The 23,129-nt window shown below is 53.2% G+C and carries 20 protein-coding genes; 12 read left to right on the top strand and 8 right to left on the bottom strand.

The window, feature by feature from the left end; translation table 11 throughout:
* Nucleotides 1-110: 110 nt before the first annotated feature.
* From DZC79_RS15870 to DZC79_RS15840, 7 genes are all read left to right on the top strand, one after another.
* Nucleotides 111-332: a hypothetical protein gene (locus tag DZC79_RS15870; protein ID WP_118952591.1), complete on the top strand. Its 222-nt coding sequence runs from the start codon at nucleotides 111-113 to the stop codon at nucleotides 330-332.
* Nucleotides 333-508: 176 nt separating this feature from the next.
* The gene (locus tag DZC79_RS15865) at nucleotides 509-772 is read left to right on the top strand and encodes a hypothetical protein (protein ID WP_157977198.1); all 264 of its coding nucleotides are present in this window, start codon (nucleotides 509-511) and stop codon (nucleotides 770-772) included.
* A 115-nt stretch (nucleotides 773-887) separates the two neighbouring features.
* Entirely contained in the window at nucleotides 888-2,003 is a 1,116-nt protein-coding gene (locus DZC79_RS15860) for an ATP-binding response regulator (protein ID WP_118952589.1), read from the top strand.
* A gap of 26 nt (nucleotides 2,004-2,029) precedes the next feature.
* Nucleotides 2,030-5,602 (top strand): response regulator, encoded by a 3,573-nt coding sequence (locus DZC79_RS15855; protein WP_118952668.1) that lies wholly within the window; start codon nucleotides 2,030-2,032, stop codon nucleotides 5,600-5,602.
* A 3-nt stretch (nucleotides 5,603-5,605) separates the two neighbouring features.
* Nucleotides 5,606-5,992: a response regulator gene (locus DZC79_RS15850; protein WP_118952588.1), complete on the top strand. Its 387-nt coding sequence runs from the start codon at nucleotides 5,606-5,608 to the stop codon at nucleotides 5,990-5,992.
* Nucleotides 5,989-6,807, top strand: a complete 819-nt coding sequence (locus tag DZC79_RS15845) for a CheR family methyltransferase (RefSeq protein WP_118952587.1) — start codon at nucleotides 5,989-5,991, stop codon at nucleotides 6,805-6,807. The genes DZC79_RS15850 and DZC79_RS15845 overlap by 4 nt, the downstream gene beginning before the upstream one ends.
* A complete protein-coding gene (locus DZC79_RS15840) occupies nucleotides 6,789-7,373 on the top strand; it encodes a chemotaxis protein CheB (RefSeq protein WP_118952586.1) in 585 nt (194 codons plus the stop codon). Before DZC79_RS15845 ends, DZC79_RS15840 begins: the two co-directional genes overlap by 19 nt.
* 9 nt (nucleotides 7,374-7,382) lie before the next feature.
* On the opposite strand, the gene DZC79_RS15835 is transcribed toward DZC79_RS15840, so the two are convergent.
* The 3 genes from DZC79_RS15835 to DZC79_RS15825 form a co-directional block, all read right to left on the bottom strand.
* Entirely contained in the window at nucleotides 7,383-8,735 is a 1,353-nt protein-coding gene (locus DZC79_RS15835; protein WP_118952585.1) for an acyl-CoA dehydrogenase family protein, read from the bottom strand.
* Nucleotides 8,736-8,842: 107 nt separating this feature from the next.
* A complete protein-coding gene (locus tag DZC79_RS15830) occupies nucleotides 8,843-9,595 on the bottom strand; it encodes an SDR family NAD(P)-dependent oxidoreductase (RefSeq protein WP_118952584.1) in 753 nt (250 codons plus the stop codon).
* 11 nt (nucleotides 9,596-9,606) lie between these two features.
* Entirely contained in the window at nucleotides 9,607-9,789 is a 183-nt protein-coding gene (locus tag DZC79_RS15825; RefSeq protein WP_118952583.1) for a hypothetical protein, read from the bottom strand.
* A gap of 226 nt (nucleotides 9,790-10,015) precedes the next feature.
* Between DZC79_RS15825 and DZC79_RS15820 the strand changes: the two genes are divergently transcribed.
* Nucleotides 10,016-10,285: a hypothetical protein gene (locus DZC79_RS15820; RefSeq protein ID WP_118952582.1), complete on the top strand. Its 270-nt coding sequence runs from the start codon at nucleotides 10,016-10,018 to the stop codon at nucleotides 10,283-10,285.
* A 74-nt stretch (nucleotides 10,286-10,359) separates the two neighbouring features.
* Here the strand turns inward: DZC79_RS15820 and DZC79_RS15815 are convergent, their stop codons facing one another.
* Nucleotides 10,360-12,891, bottom strand: coding sequence for a DUF5686 and carboxypeptidase regulatory-like domain-containing protein (locus DZC79_RS15815; RefSeq protein WP_118952581.1), 2,532 nt, complete (start codon nucleotides 12,889-12,891; stop codon nucleotides 10,360-10,362).
* A gap of 333 nt (nucleotides 12,892-13,224) precedes the next feature.
* Here DZC79_RS15815 and purB point away from each other — a divergent pair, with 333 nt between their 5' ends.
* Both purB and DZC79_RS15800 read left to right on the top strand, forming a co-directional pair.
* Entirely contained in the window at nucleotides 13,225-14,574 is a 1,350-nt protein-coding gene (gene purB, locus DZC79_RS15805; RefSeq protein ID WP_118952579.1) for an adenylosuccinate lyase, read from the top strand.
* A gap of 102 nt (nucleotides 14,575-14,676) precedes the next feature.
* Nucleotides 14,677-15,564, top strand: a complete 888-nt coding sequence (locus tag DZC79_RS15800; RefSeq protein WP_118952578.1) for a hypothetical protein — start codon at nucleotides 14,677-14,679, stop codon at nucleotides 15,562-15,564.
* Between the two features lie 344 nt (nucleotides 15,565-15,908).
* Here DZC79_RS15800 and DZC79_RS15795 read toward each other — a convergent pair whose 3' ends face one another.
* Together DZC79_RS15795 and DZC79_RS15790 are read right to left on the bottom strand one after the other, a co-directional pair.
* On the bottom strand, nucleotides 15,909-16,115 hold the full coding sequence (locus DZC79_RS15795; protein WP_157977197.1) for a hypothetical protein: 207 nt from the start codon (nucleotides 16,113-16,115) through the stop codon (nucleotides 15,909-15,911).
* Between the two features lie 44 nt (nucleotides 16,116-16,159).
* Nucleotides 16,160-16,813: a response regulator transcription factor gene (locus tag DZC79_RS15790; RefSeq protein ID WP_118952576.1), complete on the bottom strand. Its 654-nt coding sequence runs from the start codon at nucleotides 16,811-16,813 to the stop codon at nucleotides 16,160-16,162.
* 482 nt (nucleotides 16,814-17,295) lie between these two features.
* On the opposite strand from DZC79_RS15790, the gene DZC79_RS15785 reads away from it, so the two are divergent.
* Entirely contained in the window at nucleotides 17,296-17,958 is a 663-nt protein-coding gene (locus tag DZC79_RS15785; RefSeq protein WP_198666916.1) for a response regulator transcription factor, read from the top strand.
* Between the two features lie 32 nt (nucleotides 17,959-17,990).
* Here DZC79_RS15785 and DZC79_RS15780 read toward each other — a convergent pair whose 3' ends face one another.
* Nucleotides 17,991-18,632 (bottom strand): response regulator, encoded by a 642-nt coding sequence (locus DZC79_RS15780; RefSeq protein WP_118952575.1) that lies wholly within the window; start codon nucleotides 18,630-18,632, stop codon nucleotides 17,991-17,993.
* A 27-nt stretch (nucleotides 18,633-18,659) separates the two neighbouring features.
* The gene (locus DZC79_RS15775) at nucleotides 18,660-20,663 is read right to left on the bottom strand and encodes a tetratricopeptide repeat-containing sensor histidine kinase (protein ID WP_198666915.1); all 2,004 of its coding nucleotides are present in this window, start codon (nucleotides 20,661-20,663) and stop codon (nucleotides 18,660-18,662) included.
* A gap of 257 nt (nucleotides 20,664-20,920) precedes the next feature.
* On the opposite strand from DZC79_RS15775, the gene DZC79_RS15770 reads away from it, so the two are divergent.
* On the top strand, nucleotides 20,921-23,086 hold the full coding sequence (locus DZC79_RS15770) for a gliding motility-associated C-terminal domain-containing protein (RefSeq protein WP_157977196.1): 2,166 nt from the start codon (nucleotides 20,921-20,923) through the stop codon (nucleotides 23,084-23,086).
* The last annotated feature ends 43 nt before the right edge of the window (nucleotides 23,087-23,129 follow it).

Here is a 23,129-nt window from a genome sequence, read left to right as displayed (position 1 = left end):
ACACGTTTTGTGTATGAGGTTTATAAAAATCCCGCTCTATTTTTGCTGTACCAAATGCCTGTAATGCTAGCCAAGCGTGCGTTTCACCTTCAGCTAAAAAACGAGAAACAATGACTGGTACTTTTTCCCTATCCGAGCTCATTTCCAATTACCTCGGCCGCTACAGATCCAACCGGCTGGGTTCCGAGAAACGCATTTATTTTTCTTTCCTGGATATTCTTACGCGTCAGCAGGAGATCAATGCCCTATGGCGCGCCTGCAACCGCCGCAACCTGCGCCCGGTAGCCAGCACTTTCCTGGGAAAAATCACAGCTATTACCCTGCATCCCTGATCTGATAATTAATCGCATGTTATTGCATGCGCCTGCATAAAGATGGTTCTCCAATTTGGTTATGGAGATTGGTTCAAATGCAGCTCCTGTCGAGGAGCTGCTTTTTTTATACCCATCCCGAACAATTTCGGCCGGAATATGTAATATTCCTTCCCATAAAAACCAAAAATCCGTTCATGAGCCCATTAAAATCGGAAATAGAGATCCAGGCTGTCAACCTTGCGCAACAATGGTATAGCCTTCCCCACGAAAGACTACCGGAGCTGCCGGAACTGTTGGGCCGCTACCTGCAATGCTTCAGCGACAACAACGAACAGCAGCAGTTCCTTAAAGAGACCTTACGTATCACGGAAGAGTTGAGTCATGGCCCCAAAGCGGAAGCGGTTTCCTCACATTCTATTCTTGTCTTCAAAGAGCTGCTACTGCACCATATCCGGTAACGCGCATCATTGCCTTTAAGCCTCTGTTATGGCCTGCTTTAATAGCTGCTGACTTTTTAATTGCACGTAAATTAGCGGTATTTTTACGCAACCGATTTTCCACGCGCGCCCAGACATGATATTAATTGTTGATGATAAAACCGAGAACCTTACTGCCCTAAAAAAAACGCTTGAGGTGCATAAGTTCACGGTTGATACGGCCCTGTCGGGTGAAGAGGCTTTGAAAAAGATCCTGAAGCAACAGTATGAGCTGGTGATTCTTGATGTGCAGATGCCCGACATGGACGGCTTTGAAGTAGCCGAGGCCATATCCGGCTTCAGCAGAACCAGCGATCTGCCCATTATCTTTCTTTCTGCAGTCAATATCAGCAAGCAATTCATCACCAAAGGCTACGCCTCGGGCGGGCACGATTACCTCGTCAAGCCCTTCGATCCCGATATCCTGGTACTTAAGATAAGAACCTTCATCAAGCTGCACCAGCAAGCTACCGAGCTGTCCCGCATGCAGCATAAATTGCTGGAAGAAATCGAGCAACGCAAGCTGGCAGAAGCCAAGAAAGATGAATTTATCAGCATTGCCAGCCATGAGCTCAAAACGCCGCTGACTTCGGTAAAAGGTTATATGCAGCTGGCCGAGCTATCGGTCCAGGACAATCAGAAGGACAATGCGCTGCGGTTTCTCGACCGCTCGTCCAGCCAGCTCAACAAGCTGAATCAGCTCATCGGCGACCTGCTCGACATTTCCAAGATGGCTTCCGGGAAACTGGAGATCAGCTGCAGCCATTTCAAGTTTGAGCCTTTTCTCGACAATGTGATCGATATTTTCCAGCGATCCAATCCCGAATGGCAGATCGTGAGAAGCGGCTATGCCGATGTGATGCTCTATGCTGATGAAATGAGGATCGAACAAGTGCTGCTGAATTATTTGTCCAATGCAATCAAATATGCGCCCGGCAGCAACAAGGTTTATATAACGGTAGCCTGTGAGCGCGAGCAGCTGAAGGTAAGTGTCAGAGATACCGGCATCGGTATCAGTAAAGCCGACCAGGCCAATCTTTTCGGGAAATTCTACCGGGTAGCGCAGTCTTCCAACAAATACCAGGGGCTCGGTATGGGCCTCTATATCTGTGCCGAGATTATCCGCAGCCATGCCGGTACTTATGGCGTCGACAGTGAGCCGGGCCAGGGCGCCACCTTTTACTTTACCCTGCCCCTGAAGCAACAGCACTAACCCTTCGCTGCCAACCAATGAACAACATGAACACTACTACCAACAATAATCTGCGCATCGGTTTCGGACTCTCTATTCTCTTACTGATCATCAGTTCGGTGCTATCTTACCTGTGCATTCAGAAGCTGCTGGAAAGCGCGCGGCAGGTCAAGCATACCAACGAGGTCAGGTTCATGCTGGAAAGCGTGATTTCCCAGCTTAAAGATGCAGAGACAGGCCAGAGAGGCTTCCTGCTTACCGGCGACGAAGATTTCCTGGAACCCTACAAAGGCGCCTACCAGAAGGCCCTGAGCAACCTGGATAAAGTCATCGGCCTCACAGGCGACAGTCCGCAGCAGCAGACTAATGGCAATATCCTGCGCGAAACCCTGGTCAGGCGTGGTAGCCGGCTGCAATTGCTGATCGACCGGAAAAAGAACAGTCAGCCGATCGACTATGGCGATATGAAGACGGGCAAGATCTACATGGACAGCGTAAGGTCACAGGTCAACCGTATGATAGCAGAAGAAAACCGGCTCTTATCTGCCCGCATCGATACCCAGCAACGTTTTGCGGTCTATACCCCGGTGGTGATCATCATAGCGGCGCTGCTGGCTATCCTGGTGTCGGTGATCTTCTATATGCGGATACTGAAGGACATCCGCGAACGAAGCCTCCTACAGCATGCTCTTGAAGAGAAGGATCTCGAAATGAGCCGGCGCATCGATGTGATACAAGGTCTTGCCGGGAAAATAGCAGAAGGAGATTATGCTACACGCATCGACGACAAGCAGAAAGATACCCTGGGCAGCCTGGCACTGGCCCTGAACCGCATGGCCGAGTCGCTGTCCTTTTCCTTTACCCGCCTATCCGATAATGAATGGCTGCAAAGCGGCATGGCGAAGCTCAATGAAAAAATGGTAGGGGAAAAGGACTTGCCTGTGCTCTGCTACCAGATCATCGAATATGTAACCGCCTATACCGGCAGCCATGTGGGTGCGCTGTACCTGCGGGAAGACGATGCCCTGGTGCTGGCCAGCGGCTATTCCCTGCTGGAAAGCACCCGCCGCAGGATCCCTGTGGGACAAGGTGTGGTGGGACAGGCTTTATTGAATGAAAGCGAGATCATCCTGGAAGATGTAGACCCTGATTATGTAACGGTAAGCCATGCTACGGGCAATATCAGGCCCCGCTCGGTAATCGCCTTTCCCATCTTCAATGAAGGACAGGCCATAGGCGTGCTGGAGCTGGCCGCCATCAGGCTGTACACCGAACGTGACCTGGCCTTTATCAAAGCCGTATCGCAGAATGCAGGGATTGCCATTACCGGCGCTATCAATCATAAGAAGCTGCAGGAGCTGCTGGAAGAGACCCAGGCCCAATCGGAAGAGCTGCAGGCCCAACATGGCGAGCTGGAAAATATGAACGCCGAGCTGGAAGCCCATACACAAAAGCTGCAGACCTCGGAGGAAGAGCTGAAGGTGCAGCAGGAAGAGCTGCAGCAGAGCAACTTCGAGCTGGAACAACGCAACCGTATCATCAGCGAACGGAACTCGGAGATCCAGAAGAAGGCGGAAGAGCTGGAGCAAAGCACCCGCTACAAATCGGAGTTCATGGCCAATATGAGCCATGAGCTGCGCACGCCTCTGAATTCCATCCTGCTGCTGTCCCGCTATCTTTCGGAAAATAACGAGGAGAACCTGAGCGAGGACCAGAAGGAATCGGCCAGGGTGATCTTCAACTCGGGTAGCGGCCTGCTCGACCTTATCGACGAGCTGCTGGACCTTTCCAAGATCGAAGCAGGCAAAATGGATGTGGACTATGCGCCGCTGCCGCTCTCGGAGCTGACAGCCGGGCTCAACGGCCTTTTCCAGCCCGTCGCCAGGGAAAAGCATATTGAGTTCAGGATAGAGAACGACCTGGATGAGCAGGCCGTGATCGAGACCGATCGTATGAAGCTCGAGCAGATCATCAAGAACCTGTTGTCCAATGCGCTTAAGTTCACCGCCTCCGGCTATGTGCTGCTCCGCATGGGCCCTTCACCTAAGGATCCCGCTATGATGCAGTTCATTGTGGAAGATACCGGCGTGGGCATACCGGACGATAAGCTGGACGTCGTATTTGAAGCCTTCACACAGGCCGACGGCTCTACCAAACGTAAATACGGCGGCACAGGACTGGGGCTGTCGATCAGCCGCCAGCTGGCGCGGCTGATGGGCGGCGATGTAACTGTATCCAGCCAAACGGGCAAAGGAAGCACCTTCACCCTGGTGCTGCCCATGGCGCGTCCCGCAAAGAGCATCCGCAACGAATCGATGCTGCCGCCATTGCTTACCGAAAGCAGCATGCCGGAAAGAACAGACAAAAAGCCGAGACACCTGGCCGCGGTGATCCCCGACGAGATCGCCGACGACCGCAATAGCCTGCAGCCCGGCGACAAGGTGATCCTGATTGTAGAAGACGATACCGCCTTTGCCGGAGCCTTGCTGCAATTTACCCGCAAGCAGCACTACAAGGGACTGGTTGCTGTAAGGGGCGACCAGGGCTTGCACATGGCGCGGGAATACAGGCCCCAGGCGATATTGCTCGACATCCAGCTGCCGGTCATGGACGGATGGGAGGTTATGGACGGTTTGAAATCCGATCCGGCGACGCGCCATATTCCCGTACACATCATGTCTTCGCTGGAAGCCAGGCGGGAAAGCCGCCTGCATGGCGCGGTGGATTTCATCAATAAGCCCGTGGCGCTGGAGCAGATGAAGCAGATGTTCAGCAAGCTGGAGGAAGCGCTGCACCGCAGTCCGCAAAAGGTGCTGATCGTGGAAGAAAATACCAAGCATGCCCAGGCTCTTTCGCTTTTCCTGGAGACGTATCATGTGAGCTCCAGCATACAGCACAGCGTTTCCGGCAGCATACAGATTCTGCAGGACCAGCAGGTCGACTGCGTGATCCTCGATATGGGCATCCCCGGCCGTACGGCTTACGATACGCTGGAAACCGTAAGGACAACCGAAGGCATGGAAGATGTGCCCATCATTATCTTTACGGGGAAGAACCTGTCGCCGGCCGAAGAAAGCCGCATCCGGCAGTATGCCGATTCGATCGTGGTAAAGACCGCTCATTCCTATAAGCGTATTCTCGATGAAGTGGCCCTGTTCCTGCACCTTGTTGAAGAAAAGAAGCAGGACGAACGCAAGCCGGGATACAACGCCGATTCCATGTCGCAGATCCTGCAAGGAAAAACCGTGCTGATCGCCGACGATGATGTGCGGAATATTTTCTCGCTGACAAAAGCGCTCGAAAAGCACCAGGTAAAAGTGATCACCGCTACCGATGGCGCCGAGGCCCTGGTGCAGCTGGAACAACACCCCGAAACAGACATCGTGCTGATGGATATGATGATGCCGCAGATGGACGGTTACGAGAGTACTACCAAAATACGCCAGCATCCCGTATTCAAACATATACCGGTAATTGCCGTTACGGCAAAGGCTATGCTTGGCGACCGGGAAAAATGTATCGCCGCCGGCGCTTCCGATTATATTTCCAAGCCGGTAGACATCGACCAGCTGATCTCGCTGCTGCGGGTATGGCTTTACGACAAACAAGGTAATGTATAAGGCATGACAGAGAACAGGAAAAGCATTCTGATCGTAGACGACGACACACGCAACATTTTTGCGCTGAGCCTGGTGCTGCGTTCGCGCGGCTATGAAGTGCTTACCGCGGGGGATGCGCAAACAGGGATCGAGATGATCGGCAATAAGGATAATGTCGGTATTATGCTGCTGGATATGATGATGCCCGATATGGACGGTTACCAGGCCCTGCAGCTGATCCGGGGCAAGGATAGCCTGAAGGATTTCCCTGTGATCGCTGTGACCGCCCAGGCCATGCACGGCGACCGGGAAAAGTGCCTCAGGGCCGGCGCCTCCGATTATATTGCCAAGCCTATAGACATGGACCTGCTGACCGGGATCTTAAACCGATATTTATCTGCCGCCCGATGACCTTATCCGTTACAGATGAAGAGATGGCGCTGCTGCTGTACGATATCCAGGATATATACGGCTACGATTTCAACGACTACGCCAAGGCCTCGCTCAAGCGGCGCATCAACCGGCTCTTTGTCCTGGACCGGTTTCCGAGCTTCGCCGAATTCCGCTTCCGGCTGAAGAACGATGCCGGCTATTTCGATCGCTTCATCGAGCAGATCACGGTCAATGTAACGGAAATGTTCCGGGACCCGGCCTTTTACCTGGCGCTCAGAAACGAAGTGCTGCCCCAGCTGGCCACCTACCCCTTCATCAGGATATGGCATGCCGGCTGTTCCACCGGTGAAGAAGTGTACAGCATGGCCATCCTGCTGCGGGAAGCCAACCTGCTGCACAAGTCGATCCTGTATGCTACCGATATCAATGCCCACGTCGTGCAGCAGGCCGCCAGCGGTGTTTTCCCGATGCAGCATATGAAGCAATACTCGGAAAACTATATCCTTTCAGGAGGGCGGCACGACTTTTCTTCCTACTATACCGCAGGCAACAATAAGGTGCTGTTTGATGTTTCCTTCAAAAAGCATATGGTATTCTCCACCCATAACCTTGCGGCCGAGAGCTCGTTCAATGAATTCCAACTGATCGTCTGCCGCAATGTGCTCATTTATTTTGACAAGGACCTCCAGGCGCGCGTCTTTGACCTATTTGACACCAGCCTCGAACGGCTGGGCTTCCTGGCGCTGGGCAGCAAAGAATCGCTGCGCCTGTCGCCGGCCAATGCAAAATTCAGACCGGTATCGGAACAGAAGATATGGCGGAAAATGATCTGAGCAGGATAAGCCAATGCGCCGTGATCGGCGGTTCGGCCGGCAGCCTCAAAGTGCTGCTGCCGATGCTGGCGGCGCTGGATGCCCGCCTGGCTTTTCCTGTTGTGATCGTGCTGCACCGCAAAAATGATGTTTCCACGCTGGAGCAGTTGCTCAAGGAACGCTGTCCGCTCCCGGTCAAAGAAGCGGAGGATAAGGAAGACCTGAGATGCGGCACTGTGTACCTGGCGCCGGCCGGCTATCACCTGCTGATCGAAAACGATCGCTCCCTGTCCCTGGATGCCTCGGAAAAAGTGCTGTGGTCGCGGCCCAGCATAGATGTTACTTTTCAATCGGCAGCGGAAGCTTTCGGCCCTGGATTACTGGCGGTACTATTGTCCGGCGCCAATAGCGACGGGGCCTCCGGGCTGGAATATATCCGTTATCATGGCGGCCGGATCATTATCCAGGATCCGCGTAATGCCGAAATGTCCGCTATGCCGCTGGCCGCGCTGGCCAGGCTGCAGCCCGATCTCCTGCTGCCCGATTATGCCATCGCTTCGGCCATCAATCACTTCCTAGCACATTAAACGCTACGGCTATACAAAGGCGCTATGTCCGGTAATGGCCCTGCCTACGATCAGCGAATTGATCTCTTTGGTCCCCTCATAAGAGTAGATGGCTTCCGCATCGGCAACAAAGCGCGCCACATTATATTCAAGCAGGATACCATTACCGCCCATCACTTCCCTGGCCTTGCTCACAATATCGCGGGTACGCAGGGAGCAAAAGACCTTGGCCAGCGAGGCATGCTCGTCTTTCAGCACATCCCCGTCCTGCAGCTGGGACAAGCGGTAGCACATCGTTTGCATCGCGGTAAGGTTGGACAGCATCTCGACCAGGTGGTTCTGGATCAGCTGGAACGCGGCAATAGGGCGGCCAAACTGCCTGCGCTCGCGGGTATAGCGCAAGGCATGCTCGTAGGCGCCACGGGCGCAGCCCACCGCCTGCCAGGCCACACCGGCGCGGGTCATGCGCAGCACTTTGGCCGTATCTTTAAAAGAGCTAGCCAGCTGCAGCCGGTCGGCTTCCGCTACGGCACAGTCTGTTAAGGTAATGCGGCCGTTCTGCACCACGCGGAGCGCCATTTTATCTTCCATCTTCTCCACGCTGAAGCCCGGCGTATCCTTGCGCAGCAGGAAGCCTTTCACTTCATTATCGTCGAGGTCCCGGGCCCATATCACCACCACATCGGCAAAAGTGGCGTTACCGATCCATTTCTTTTGTCCGTTCAATATCCAGGTATCCCCGTTCCGTTTAGCGGTGGCCGTCAGCCCTCCGGCGGCACCCGAGCCTACCTCAGGCTCGGTAAGGCCGAAAGCGCCCATGATCTTCAATTGCTGCATACCGGGCAGCCATTCCTGCTTCTGCTCCTCGGAGCCGAGCAAATAGATCGAGCCCATAGCCAGGCCGCTCTGCACGCCGAAAAAGGTGGAAATGGAAGTATCTATCCGCGCCATTTCCATGGCAACGATACCTTCCATCAGGAAAGAACGGTTGGGGCAACCGTAACCTTCATACGTCAGCCCACAGATATTAAGCGCTGCCAGCTTTTCCATGATTTCAAAAGGAAATTCTGCTTTCAGCCAGTATTCGTTGATAATGGGCTGTATCTCTGTTTCCATAAAGGCCCTTACCTGCAGCTGCAATGCTCTGTCCTCTTCGCTCAGCAGGTGGCTGAGGTCGTAGAAATCACCATCGACGGGTGGCAGCTCTTTTGGGGCTCCCCCGCCCCGCTCCAGCATTTTCATCAGGCCGGCCAGCTGTTTATCGTCCATAGCCGCTACGGTTTCCATTACTTTGGGCAGGTCTATTTTTTCAGAGATACGGCCGAGCGCCGCAAAATCCATATTCCGGAGAAGGTGGATTGCATTTTTGATCGCGCTGAACATAAAGATCGTTTTACAGGTAACAGTGTAAACGGATTATGGTTGCCCTGGCGACCTATGGCCCTAAGGCCGTTCGGGAAAGAACGGCCGGCGCACAACTTCAATTTTGCTTAACGGGCCAGGTAGCCGCCATCGACAGGGTAATAGGAGCCGGTGACAAAAGAAGCTTTCGGAGAGCTGAGCCAGGTTACCAGCTCGGCCACCTCAGATGCCTCGCCCAGCCGGCCGATGGGATGCTGCGATTCGAGGAACTTCAGAGCTTCCCGGTCCATATGCTCTTCCACTAAAGGGGTCTTGATAAAGCCCGGACCTACAGCATTGACGCGGATACCCTGCCGGGCATATTCGATCGCGGCATTCTGGGAAAGGCCCACCACACCATGCTTTGCGGCGACATAGGCGACGCTGTTGGCAAAGCCCACACTGCCCAGGATCGAGGCAATATTGACAATAGCGCCACCGCCGCTCTTCAGCATAGCGGGTATCTGGTAGCGCATACCATAGAAAACGCCGTTGAGGTTGATCGCGATCACCTTGTCCCACCCTGCTATGGGATACTCGCCTGTAGGCGCAGAAGGGCCGCCCACACCGGCATTGTTGCAGGCGATATGCAGGCCGCCATACTGTTCAACGGCTTGCGCTACCAACCTTTCCTGGTCAGCAGCCACGGCGACATCGGCCTTGACAAAAACAGCTTCGCCGCCAGCCTTGCGGATCGTATCTACAGTTTCGAGGCCATGGGCTTCCTGCACATCGGATACAATCACTCTGGCACCTTCTGCCGCAAACTGCCGGGCAATGGCCAGGCCGATACCGGAGCCTGCTCCGGTCACGATAGCTACTTTATCTTTCAGGAGACTCATTGTATGTGGTTTTAATTATTGTGCCAACAAGAATCCCAACGAAAAGTTGTTTTCGCGATGTTATTGCCCGCCGCTTTTACTTTATCGGCTTCTCTTCCAGGGCGCGCCGGGGAATGCCGGCACAGCAATACCAGGATGATCAGCGATTGCAGGATCATGACGACATAGCTCAGCACACGATAGAATGGTCTCATATTCCGGGTTTAGGAAGCAAAACTAAAACCACCGACTGACAGCCCTATGGCAGTGATCCCGGATACTATTGAAAATAAGTTGTCACCATACCACCCATACCATTTTCCCTGCTGCCAGTCCTTCCAGGTATCTAACATCCAGTATCTGATATCTATCCCCTTGCCTCCTGAAGAGCAACAATTTCGATAGCAGGCTGTTTATAGCAGGAACAAGAATGATCTTTTTATGAACGAACAAGCATTGCGGCATTGGAGCGAACAGGAGCAGCAGCACCTGGCACGCCTGTTGGGTATTACGAAAGAAGAGCTGGACCGGCTGCACCATAGCGGCCTGCAGGAAGTGACCGACAGTGAGCAGCAGATCTATAAATATTTCATACACTTTTCCGGTGATGCTAATCCCCCCGACATCCTCGACAAGCTGGATATGGACAGCCACTACACAGTCTATTTTTCGGCAGAAGAATGGGAAGCAGAGCAGCAAAAACCTTTATAACTATAAGTCTTTAATATAAAGCGACCGTAACCCTCATGGTGGATTACGGTCGCGTTTCCTTTAATGATCTCTTTTTATTCTCCTCTTCCGTTGCTGATACCCAATATCTGCCAGAGCACTTCGCCCAGGCCTATCCTGACACCAACGGAAGGTTTTCCACGGCCGCTCTCATAGCCGGCCACCAGGTCTACACGACCGAAGCGGAACATCTTGAACCCGATATTTTCCAGGCCGGCAAAGACCTCTGCATAATAGTTATCCTGGTCGATATACAGCACATTGGAACCGCCCACCAGGTGCCAGTTCAACCGGCGGAACAAGGGGATCTTGTTGGTGAGCCAGCCGTTGAGGTGCCATTCCAGGTGTCCCTGCCCGTAAAGATCGGCGGTATTGCTGAACCGGTAATAGGGCGCCAGCTGGAAGCTGTTGAGATAAGGATTAGCCAGGAAAGTCTGGTTGCCGAACAGGTGTTTCATATCGGGGATACCCACATAGTTGTCGTTGAAAAAGCCACCGCCGACCAGGCGGTAATTAACGGTACCCAGCAGGCGCAGGTTGAGGCTGTGCTCCATTTCGACACTCCACTTATCGAAGTCGCTTTTGCTGTCGAACAGGTTAGGAATGCCTTTGGTATAACGGGCGGTGAACACCGGCGCATTGCTGCCTACGGGAGATTTATACTTGGGATATTGTATATAGCTCCAGCCAGGCTGGTAACTGACTGATGCCGTTACAATAGCTGCCTTGTGCTCTTCGAACAAAGGTAAAGTAGCCGGCTGGTTGGGCGTGAGGTTCTTCTTTTTACTATCGCCGAAAGTATAATCAGCAGTATTTTCCAGCGGCATTCTTTGCTCATAGGAAGCGCCCAGCGAGGCTTTGAATCCATTGCCCCAGTTGCGGTACACGCTCAGCTTGCCCAGGCGGCTTTCATAAATCTTCATATAATTGTCGCCGCCGAACAGGGTATAGGACATGTTGATGAAGGGCGTAATGGGATTGTCGTTGTTGAGCTGGTAGATGTATTGCCCTCCTTCCAGGCGAAAACGCCAGGAGCGCCCGCGCCATTTCGGATCACTTACAGTATAGTTCATCTTTAGCAGGGCGTTGTAATGCTTATTGCTGAAGCCGTAGCGGTTAAGGAGCTCTGTGGTCAGTGTCTTGTCCTTATTGAAGCGATGCGTCCAGGCGAGGTCCAATGTGGCATTAAGGCCTTCCACGGTATTATAGCTGATAGCGCTGATCAATGGCTGCATGGTCCAGGTATCCTTTCCCCGGCGAATGGAAGGGCCGCCATACAGGAAAGCGGATACACCGAGGTTGGTATGGGGGATCTTATTCAGCGAATCGGCTTTTGTTTTCTGGAAAGTATACAGACTATCCTTCACTTTGAAATCCCTGACCTCGTCTGCTTCCAGGGGAATGGGCCTTATGGTATCCCAATAAGCAATGGAACGGTCGTTGGCTGCAGTATCATAGGAAGAGATGACCCTGCCGGCAAAGCGTCGCTCGTCGACCGGCTGGTTTACCTTTTGGTTCTTGTAGCTGGTCACGAAATTACCCGCTGCCTCAAAGCCCATCAGGCTCAGCACCGGGTAGATCACCTGGCTCTGGATGATCCACAGATCTTTGGCTATCGGTATATAGGTCTGCTCCAGCTTCAGGGTATCGAGCAGGTCCATCTGCGCCTCTTTAGTTAGCCTGAGATCGACGCTCTGGAATACCCATTCGTCATCCACGACATATACATAGCCGCTGAATACCGGTTCAAACTTGCGTTTGGGGATCACCTGTATCTTATTGATCATGCGGTCGCCGTCCAAGTAGCTGCCCAGGAACTTATATTTATAATACAGGAAGGCATTGCTGTTGGCGGGAGATATAAAGCCCCGCTTGTTCAGCCCTTGCATGATCGGGACATTGTTGTCGTAAATATTGGTAATCGGCGGCATGGTGGCAAAGCCCACACCCTGCGGATCGCCACTCTGGCGTATCGATACGACCCTGTTATATTCTTTTGATGGTGCTTTATACGTGTACTGTGTATATTGCTCCAGCAGGTACAGCACGCCTTTACCGGCAGAATCGAGGCCGGCGCCTTCATTCATCTCTTTGTAGTCTTCCTCGCTCAGCTTGATGCCCAAAAGCTTTTTGGGTGTACTGCGCATGCGCAATACGCCTTTCAGGTACACATCTGTTTCAAAGGTCCTGATCAGGTCGGCGTGATACTTTCTTTTCTCAATCACCTTACGCATGATCGGATAGGCGGGGTCTTCACCATTGGCCTTTACTGTTACTTCTCTTACCTCAAGGGTCTGCGGGTTCAGCTTAAAGTTGACTTCCTTGACCGATGCAGTATTGACCTGCCGGGTCTGCGGCTGGTAACCGATGTACTGCGCCGTAATATTATGGGCGCCATCGGAGAGCTCCAGGGTATAATAGCCATCGCCATTGGCCGATGTACCATTCGTGGTCCCTTTTTCCAGTACCGTAGCGAAAGCCAGCCCTTCGCCGTTTTCATCGGTAACGCGCCCTTTGATCACTGCGGCAAACAGGATATTGCCGGTCAGGAGCAGGAGCAGTGTAGCGGTCATTTGTTTCTTAATCATGGTATGCAGGTTTGTTCGGCCTTTTATTCAGCGGGTTAAGATAGTGCAGATTCTCTATTTCGGTAAAATTTGTTGCTTAATCGGTTCAGCGCGGCAAAGGTTACAGCATAAACCTTTTTTATTTCCCTATGCAAACATACTCCCGGCAAAAGGTTTCCTCCAATACCATTCGACCAATACGGCCGGCGGGGCGACCAACGCTGTTTCTTTTCTTTTGTCGAAGAAATCAGGTCTTTTGTCTAAGAAATGCACCAAGAGCGCGTCCCGGCCTTTCCCGGTGGAATTTTCCCATACCAGCGGGGCTTCTGAACGGGATTACTTACTTTTGCACCCATGAATTTGACACCCCTTTCCGCCATCAGCCCTGTGGATGGCCGCTACCGCAAGCAGCTGGAAGAGCTGGCGCCTTATTTCTCCGAATTCGGTCTTATCCGGTACCGCATCCGCGTGGAAGTCGAGTATTTTCTTGCGCTGGCTGAAGCCGGTATTTTTAAGCTGCCCGCCAAAGTAAAGCCTGCCCGGCTGCGCGCCCTCTATGAAAACCTGACGGAAGAGCAGGCGCAACAGGTAAAGGATACGGAAAGGGTAACCAACCACGACGTTAAGGCCGTCGAATACTTCATCAAAGAACAGCTGCTGGCGATGGGTGGCGAGGCCTGTGCCGAATGGGTACACTTCGGCCTTACTTCACAGGACGTCAACAATACTGCTATACCGCTGCTCTGGAAAGAAGCGCTGGAAGAAGTGTACATGCCCGCGCTGCTCAATATTATCTCTGCCCTGCACAAGATGGCCAGGAGCTGGAGCAAGATCCCGATGCTGGCCCGTACCCACGGCCAGGCTGCTTCTCCTACAACACTCGGTAAGGAGATTATGGTCTTTGTAGAACGCCTGCAAAACCAGGTGGAGCTATTCTCCTTTGTGCCCTACGCAGCCAAATTCGGCGGCGCTACCGGCAATTTCAACGCACATCATGTAGCCTTCGGCAAAAAGGACTGGATTACCTTCGGTAACCGGTTCGTCAATGAAACGCTGGGCCTGCAAAGGATGCAGTTCACCACACAGATCGAACATTACGACAACCTGGCGGCACATTTTGACGCGCTCAAGCGGATCAATACGATCCTCGTCGACCTCTGCCGCGATATATGGACTTATGTGTCGGCAGACTATTTCAAGCAAAAGACAAAAAAGGGCGAAGTGGGTTCCAGCGCTATGCCGCATAAGGTCAATCCTATCGACTTTGAAAATGCGGAAGGGAACCTGGGCCTCGCCAATGCGTTATACGAGCACCTTTCGGCGAAGCTGCCCGTCAGCCGCCTGCAGCGCGACCTTACCGACTCAACGGTACTGCGCAATATCGGTGTACCGGTAGGCCACTCCCTGCTGGCGCTCCGGTCTATTGAAAAAGGACTGGGCAAACTGGTGCTCAATGAGGCTAAGCTGGACGAGGACCTTGAGAACAACTGGGCAGTGGTGGCCGAAGCCATCCAGACCGTACTTCGCCGCGAACAATTCCCCAAACCTTACGAAGCACTCAAAGACCTGACCCGCGGCCAGCAGGCCATTACGAAAAAGACCATGCAGGCCTTTATCGAGACGCTGGATGTAACGGCCAAGGTTAAAAAAGAGCTGCTGGCCATTACACCGCAGAATTATACCGGCATTAATCCCGAATACTAATAAGAACCAAAGATACCTCGAGTAAATGCCGGCTTCAGCGCCGGCATTTTTATGTTATCTCCTTTTTATATTTTTGCGAACCTTAATCAATCCTTTTATCCTATGAAAACCCGGTTGAGCCTGCTGGCCTTCCTCGGCCTGCTGCTCCTGTCCTGCGGCAGCAAAAAAACAACACCTCTTGAAGGCCTGTGGCTGTTCTGCGAGGAAGGCGAATCTTCCGGCACCGGCTATCCCCGTTCTTTTCTCAACCTGGGCAAAGACGATCGTTATACCCTTTTCATTCCCGACTATTTCGATTATGGCTATTGGAAAAAAGATCCGGTTGACAGCAATACGATCCTTTTCAGCAGCAAGCGGCCTCAAGCCTACTATGGCGCTTCATTCAGCATGAGCATTAAGGCTCATGACGAACAGCACCTCGTGGTTTTCTATACGCTGCCTTCCCAGGTAGAGCAGGCGGCAGGCAGGAACAGTCCTGCCTTTGACCAGGTAGGATCAACGCTGGCCCGTTCAGTAAAGCTGCTCCGCAGCCCGGTACAATATCCCGATTCGCTCGATCCTTACAGCTATAACCTCAACCACTGGCGCATACGGCCACCGGTACCGGAAAGCTGCCGGGAGATACAGTTCCGTACCATCAATTACCTGAAACATATGTATGCCCTGTTCCGGGAGCAGGACCGGCAGCAGCCGGAGCAATACGGTTATCCCTACTCCCCTTCCCCGCTGCTCTACGGCCAAAACGGCATTGCCACCATCAACTTCGACCAGATCGCTCCCTACTGGAAAAATACTTTTTTCAACCAGGACCAGGCCAGGCAATCCTGCGCTATGCTGTATGCCCTGTTTGACGAGCCGCTCGAGGTTCCTGCCAAATACAAGCGCCCCGATGAGCTATGGACCAAGCTGCTGAAGCAGATGCTGGATTATGCGCTGGTAAAAGATTATTGCCGCCCCGGCCATGAAGCCGATACCAGCAGGGTGCAGTAGCATGTGGCTAGCAGACACCCTTATTTTATCAGCAAGCTTGAACTGTTTCAGTATCTCAAACTTCCGCAGCACGAGGCCTTGTCGTAACCATGCTGGAAATTTTTTTCTCCGATACACTTAACTGCCGCCTGGCGAAGGCCAAAAAGTGAGGATTGTGCGGATCATGCGCAAACCTTATCCGATTGTGCTAAAAATCCCGGTTTACGGGTTACGGTCTGTGCAAAAGAAGCGCTGGCAATTAAAATGGACACACGCGAAAAAAGCTGACCGGCGGTCAGCTTTTTGAGTAAATCTGCTGTATTTTATTTTACCGGAAACCGGGGGTGCACATAGCTTGCCACCGGTCATTGTTCCAGGACCCTTTGCAGATCGCCGTATTTTTCCTCGCAATACCTGCGGATATTTTTGCTCCTTTCCGAGCGGGGAGTGTTCTTTAAACAGATGCGCACGTAACTTTCCGTTACCTGGAAATACTTTGCTGTAGCTTTTACCGCTAAAGCCCTTACGGCATCATAGTATTTGTGATTGTTCTGGTCCATAAAAACTTGCATATAAACATGAATTAAATAACAGGTTAATCTACGGGATGGCTGTCCTAATCTATCGGATGGCTGTCGACCAGCAATTTGAGCTCGATCAGGTTGCCGAGGCGCAGCTTCTTGAAAATATTGGATTTATGTGTCGAGACCGTATTCGTGGAATTATTGGTTCGCCGGCTGATGCTGGTGACGGATTCTCCTTGTACCAGGTATTTCAGCACTTCCCTTTCCCTGCGGGTTAGCCGTTCATAGGGACTTGACCAGCGGCTGCAGTCCAGATACAATTCCTGCATTTCCATCCGGATATAACGCTTCCCCTGTACCAGCATTCCTACAGCCTGCACGATTTCCTGTTCGGGGCAACGTTTATTCAGAAACCCCTTTGCGCCTATCTTCAGGTACAGCGGACCAAACAGCTCCTCTTTGCTGATGCTCAGCACCAAGATCGGCAGGTCCGGCTTTCGGAGCAGGATGCCCTGAATGAGCGTTTGTGGGTCAGCATCGGGCAGATTGGGATCAATAACAAGAATGCCGCCGCCCGTATTTTCATGGTAGTGCCCCATAACCTGTCGCCCCGATTCTGCTTCTCTGACCTTAGTTCCGGGGAAATGCTGCTTCAGTAGGGATTTGATCCCATAACGCACAATAGGGCTATGATCTGCAATCATCACTTCGGGGCATGGCCCGGAAGACAACACGGTTTCTGACATAATTGAGCTGATAAAACTAAACCTGGTAATGCTATTACCGGCATCCGGAAATTGTGGTCAACAACAACCAATAGAAATGCACGGCGATGGATTGGAATGGTGCTTTCCTTAGTCTGGCTACAGGTTTAAGCAAGTAGCAGAGCAATAACTTTGTTGCCAATAGGGCAAATTTCCAGCAAGTCCGATTCTCCGCCTATAACCCCAAAGGGTGAAATTGGCCTTACAGGTCCGTTAATTATTCTCCAGGGATAAAAGGTTTCCTACCATTCTTACAATTGTCAATAGCGCAAAATTGAAGGAAGTTTGCATGGATGCCAATAACCCAAAAGGGTGAAAATTGCCAACAATTTGTACACTTTAACGGTGGCGGGAGGCCGGAGATACACCTATTTTACGCTAACCCTAAAGGGTGAAATTTGCAAACTAAACTCCTGAAACGGCTTATTCCTGGAAAAGCTGTTTATTTTTACAAAAAGAGTTCAGTGCAGCCAATACCCATCATACCAATAAGAGTCAGCATCATTGAAGACACCAAAGTCATCAGGGATACTATTGCCAAATTCGTCACCCTCCAGCCGGATCTGAAGCTGGAGGATGTCTATGATTCCGCCGTTGCGTTTCTCAACCAGCCCTGGTATACGCCGCCGCCTGTAGAGCAGGTACGGGTGCTCCTGCTCGATATAGGTCTTCCGCATCTCTCCGGGCTGGATGCTATCCCGCTTATCCTGCAGAAGATGCCGCAGTTGAACATTGTGATCCTGACGGTGTATGAAGAAGAAGATGTAATCCTGAAGGCGCTCTGCGCAGGGGCCTGCTCTTACTTATCCAAAAAGGCCAGCCTGGAGGAGATCGTTACCGCCATACGCGTAGTGGCCCAGGGCGGTTCCTACATGTCGCCATCAATTGCCCGCGAGATCGTCAACCACCTGATGGGCGGGCGTATCAGCAAAGCGACGATCCTGAGCGAACGCCAGAAAGAAATACTGCAGAAGCTGGTGGACGGGAAAAGCTATCAGGCGATCGCCAACGAGATGTTCCTTTCTGTAGAAACCATCCGCTCGCACATCAAGAAGATGTACAAGACCTTACAGGTAAACAACAAGGCCGAGGCGATAGCCCAGTATATGCGGGGGCACATCCGGTAGGCTGCCGGACAGGGCATTCGGGTTAAAGTCCGTTAGTAGTGAAGGCCCAGCTCTGTAGCAATGCGGATAAGGCTTGCCGTGTTTTTAGCCTCCAGCTTCTGCATCAGGTTGTAGCGATGTGTCTCTACCGTGCGCAGACTGATGCACAATGCCTCCGCAATAGCAGGGTTATTGTATTCCTTCAGGATAAGCCCCAGCACTTCTTTCTCCCTGAGCGTGATCCGTAACCGGCTTTTCTCCGACCGCCTCCTGGCGACCAGCATTTCCCTGAGCAAATCTTCCTTCAGCGAGGCATCGAGGTAGATCGCGCCGGAGGCCACTTCCCGTATGGCTTCCAGCAACATGGCCTGGTTGGTCCTGCTTTTGACCAGGTAGCCCTTACATCCCCGCTGCATCATATCCCGGATATAAGGCGAAGCTTCAATACCGCTAAGAATAAGGATATGCAGGGAGGGATACTGCTGCAGCAATATCGGCACCAGCTCGCTGCCGTTCTTATCCGGCAGCTGCAGGTCGAGCAGCAGCACATCCACGGGCTGCTGCTGTATCCCCTTCAGCAGGGAAGCAGCATTGCTATAAACTCCGGAAAGCAGGATATCGGCGCCGGAAGACAAGGCATTGGTCAGTCCGTCGACGACAATAGGATGGTCATCAGTTATGGCTACTTTGATCATAAAGGTCTGTTTTGCGCGGCCTGCGGCTTACAGCAGGTTCCGGATGTCGAATTCAAGGTATACGGTAGTACCCTTCCCGATCGTGCTCTGTACGTCCATGTGACCCTGTAAAGCAAGCACCCGTTTCCGGATATGCCTGAGCCCCAGGCCTTCGCCGGGCTTATCGGACGCTGTTGCTACAGGAAAGCCTTCGCCGTTATCTTCTACGGTTATGTTCAGCAGGGTATCGTTACAGCTAAGCTGTACCAGCAGGCTGGTAGCCCTTTTGGCATGCTTCAGCACATTCTGGATCAGCTCCTGGATCATCCGGTAAAGCGATATTTCTATTTCAGGATCGAGGCGGGGTATGGCGCCGTATTCCATGAAGTCGATCTCCTGCAATTCCGTTTGCTTCCTCAGCCGTTCGCAAAATGAAGCCAGCACAGCGGGCAGGCCTTCCTCCAGCAGCAGGTCGGGCATCAGGTTGTGCGCTGTTTTACGTACTTCGGTCGTGGTATCGTCGAGATGATTATAGATCAGCTGCAATTCACGTTGGCCCGGGTCGCTCAGCAATTGCTGCTGCTTCAGGTGGTCCACATTGAGCTTGATGGCCCACAGCCGGCTGGCGATACCATCATGCAGCTCACGCGCCAGCCGGTTGCGCTCCTGCTCCTCGCCTCTTACCTGTGCTTTCAGCTGGCTGATCTCCTGCTGCTGCTGCAGGTGTGCGATCTCCGACTGCTGCAGGCGCTGCTTATGGCGGTAGCTGCGCAGGAAGGCGATCATCAGGCCGGTCACGAACAGAGCGCCGGCGATAATGGCGGCCACCAGGAAATTACGGCTCTGTATGGCATTGTGCTGGCGGGAGATGAACAATTGCTGGCTCATCAGCTTCTTATTCTTTTCATCCATCAGGGACCTGACCCATACGTCAAGGGATTGCAGCCGCTCCTGTCCCCGCATGGTATCCTGCATGCCGGCATAGCGACGCATGTGCTCATAAGCCAGCTGATAGCGCCCCGTAGCGGCATAGAGTGCAGCCAGTTCTGGTTCGATGTGCGGCAGCATTTCCTTGTAGCCGCCGGCTGCGGCATCAGCCAGGGTACGGGTCAGCATGAGCTCGGCTTTATCGTAGCTTTTTTGCTGCAGGTAATAATGTCCGAGGTTGTGGAAAGTATGCAAGCGGTCATAAGGGAACTTGCCGGGATGAGTGCGTTCCAGGTCAACAGCATCTTTAATATAGCTGTAGGCGCCATCGGGGTCCTGCTGGTCCAGGTAAAAATGTGCCAGGCTGTTGAGTATCTCGGCCTGCCGCTTCGGCTGATCATAGTCGATCGTCATCTGCAAAGCTTTCAGGTAATAATTACGGGCAGCTGCAGCATCGCCATTCTGTGCTTCAGCCTCGCCGAAGCGGGCCCAGATAGCGATCTGCATGGCCGAATCCCGGGTGCGGACCGCAACTTTCCAGGCCTGGTTCAGCACTGCTTTGGATTGCTCGTAACCGCCCATGCGGCACCAGAGGTTGCCGATATTCACATACAGGGCAATAGAATCCGATGATCTGAAGGCTGATCTGTTCTGCTCCATTTCATTAAGCGCCAGGTAATAATGCTCGAGGGCTTTGCTGTACCTGCCCAGGTTAAAGTAAGAAGTAGCCAGGTTATCGTACAGCCGGTAACGGTTACGGTGCGTACCGCTGGCCCGCGCATACCGGAGCCCTTCGTCAAAAAAGGCGATCGCTGAATCGTGCAGCCCCCTGGCCTGCATACAAACGCCTATGGTATTCAGCGCGTGGGCAATCCCCAGCTTGTAGCCGATACGGGTGCTGAGATCGCGGGCCCGGGCAGCAAGGATACGGGCGGTATCGGGCTGGATGGACCATAACGAATCGGCTACGCGCAGCAGAAGCCTGATACGCTGCGCGTCGGCCGACAGGTCGGGACCCGGCGAAAGGCGGAGCGGTATATTGGTCTTTATCTCGGGCGACTGCTGCGCGCCGGACTGTCCGGGCAGCAACAGGGACGTCACCAGCGTAAATACCCCCAACAACATGATTCTGCTGATCCTAAAGCACATAAAACGGGCAAAAAACGAAGGTAGATAAAGATACTCCAAAACTTTTTGAATTACGTAGTACTACCTAGATAATTCAGCGATCTACGTACACCTGAATTTCGGGGCTTTTACGTAAACAGTCATCCCGGCTGCCGGATACCTTTGTTGATGCTGTTAGCACCTATGCCGGGGACAGCTGCACCGAAATGCCCGGCCCGACATTACTAACCTCTTATTCGTTAAATGCCCGGCCTATGACCAACCTGTATGCAACCCGCATCTTCTTTTTCCTTTTCTTTCTTTCCTGCTGTGCCTTCCGGGTATGCGGACAGAATTTTACAGAACGCCCTGAATTCATCAAGGCCAACAGCCATTGGGTATTCGGATCCTGGTGGGGTATCGACGATCCCAACAACGGTACGGGGATCAATTTCAACCCCAACCCGCCGGTACGGCTGACCCAGACGGGTCTTACTTCTGCCGAAGGCTCCTGCGCCATGTCCGATACCGCGACCGGCGACCTGCTGTTCTACTCCAATGGCGAAAATTGCTGGGACCGCAACTACGATATTATGCCCAACGGCAGCGACCTGGCCGGCAGCCGGAGCACCAACCAGGGCACCACCATCGTTCCCATCATCGACAGCCCCGGCAAGTACTACCTCTTTACCCTTCAGGCCTACAGCTTCGGCACCACACCGCCTGCCTTATATTATTCGGTAGTAGACATGAGCCTCAATGGCGGCCTGGGCGATATTGTGCCGGGACGTAAGAATATATTGCTCGACCCTGGTCCGCTGCAGGAAAGCATGGTGGCAGTACCGGGCAACAACTGCGATGTATGGCTGATCGTTCACCCTTATTATGTACCGGAACTGCATGCCTACCACATTACCCGCGAAGGTATCGATCCGAACCCGGTGGTCTCCAACACCGGCCCCGGCATGGCCGGAACGATAGCCGCCTATGAGCTGGGTGGCATGGCGATCTCGCCGGACCGTACCATGATCGCGGTGGGCAGCTTCAGCATTACCTGCGCTGTGATGGGCCTGATCTCAGGCCTGGGCGGTACGCTCGTCGCACCTTTTGATGCCACTACCGGCCAGGCTTCTACGGGCATCTACCTCAACGACAGCACCATGGTCTACGACCCCTGCTTTTCGCCCGACAATACGAAGCTGTATACTTATGGCATGAAATCGGATGCCGCCGGCAGCAATGTGGGCGTCATCCAGCTGGTACAATACGAGGTCAGCAATTTAACCCTGCCGGCCATCATGGCGGGCAAACGGGTGATCACCGAGCTGCCTCCCCTTGGCGACGGCCTTGCCGGCATGCGGGCCTACAAGGATAAGATCATCCTTAACGATATGCGCTACATCGCCTCGCCCAATCTTTCGGGGACGGCCTGTAACTTTCAGCAGGGGCCTTTCATTGTGCTGGATTCAATCGGCAGCAATATCAATATCGGCAACGATGCGATCTATCCCTTACCGCCCGATACCCAGTACCGGCGGGCCCTGGATACCCTGGTCTGTGCCGGAGCCGTTCTAAACCTGGATGCCCCATCCGGCTTTGCCAGCTATACCTGGCAGAACGGCAATACGGGTACCACTTTCACGGCTTCCGACACCGGAACCTATTGGGTCTTCAGCGCCGATCGCTGTCATTCTTATGTGGACACCTTCAGGCTGCGGCTGCGTGCCTTTGTTGCGATTGACCTGGGGTCCGACACCGTGGTTTGCGGACCGCCGCCTATGCTACTGAAACCCGCTACCAGCCCTGGCGCAGGCTACCTGTGGTCCGATGGCAGCACCGGCAGGCAATTGGAAGCCGACAGCACAGGCGCTTATTGGGTTACGGCTACAGCAGGGGGCTGCTCCGATACCGATACGGTAAGCATCCGCTTCATCGACCTGCGCCAGGACCTGGGTCCCGATACGGCATTTTGCAAGGGCACCCCGGTGCAGCTCACCTTACATGCGGCTGCCGCTACGCCGGCGCTTATCCGGTGGAGCGATGGCAGTACCGGCTCCAGCCTGCTGGTATCCGATACAGGGCATTACTGGGTCAGCGTGAGCGAGCCTCCCTGCAGCGCTACCGACAGCATCAGCATAGGTATCCAGATGTGCCGCTGCTATTGCCAGGCGCCAAGCGCCTTCTCCCCTAATGGTGATGGGCTGAACGATGTCTTCCTCCCCGTGATCGAATCAGGCTGTCCCATACGTCAATACACACTGAGCATTTATAACCGCTTCGGGCAAAGAGTATTCAGCAGCGCAGACCCTGCAAAGGGTTGGGACGGTACTTATAACGGCACGACTGCCGATGCCGGTGTTTATTTCTACCAGGTGCAATTCAAAGGAGGCACACAGGAAGTGGACTATTATAAAAAAGGAGACCTCACCCTCTTACGCTGATCGTTCTGTCCCCGGCAAAAGCACGAACCAATAAAAACAACAC

This window comes from Taibaiella helva (assembly GCF_003545695.1).
Classification (GTDB): domain Bacteria; phylum Bacteroidota; class Bacteroidia; order Chitinophagales; family Chitinophagaceae; genus Taibaiella; species Taibaiella helva.
Note: the sequence above shows the minus strand (reverse complement) of the source record. Positions and strands in the feature narration are given on the sequence as shown.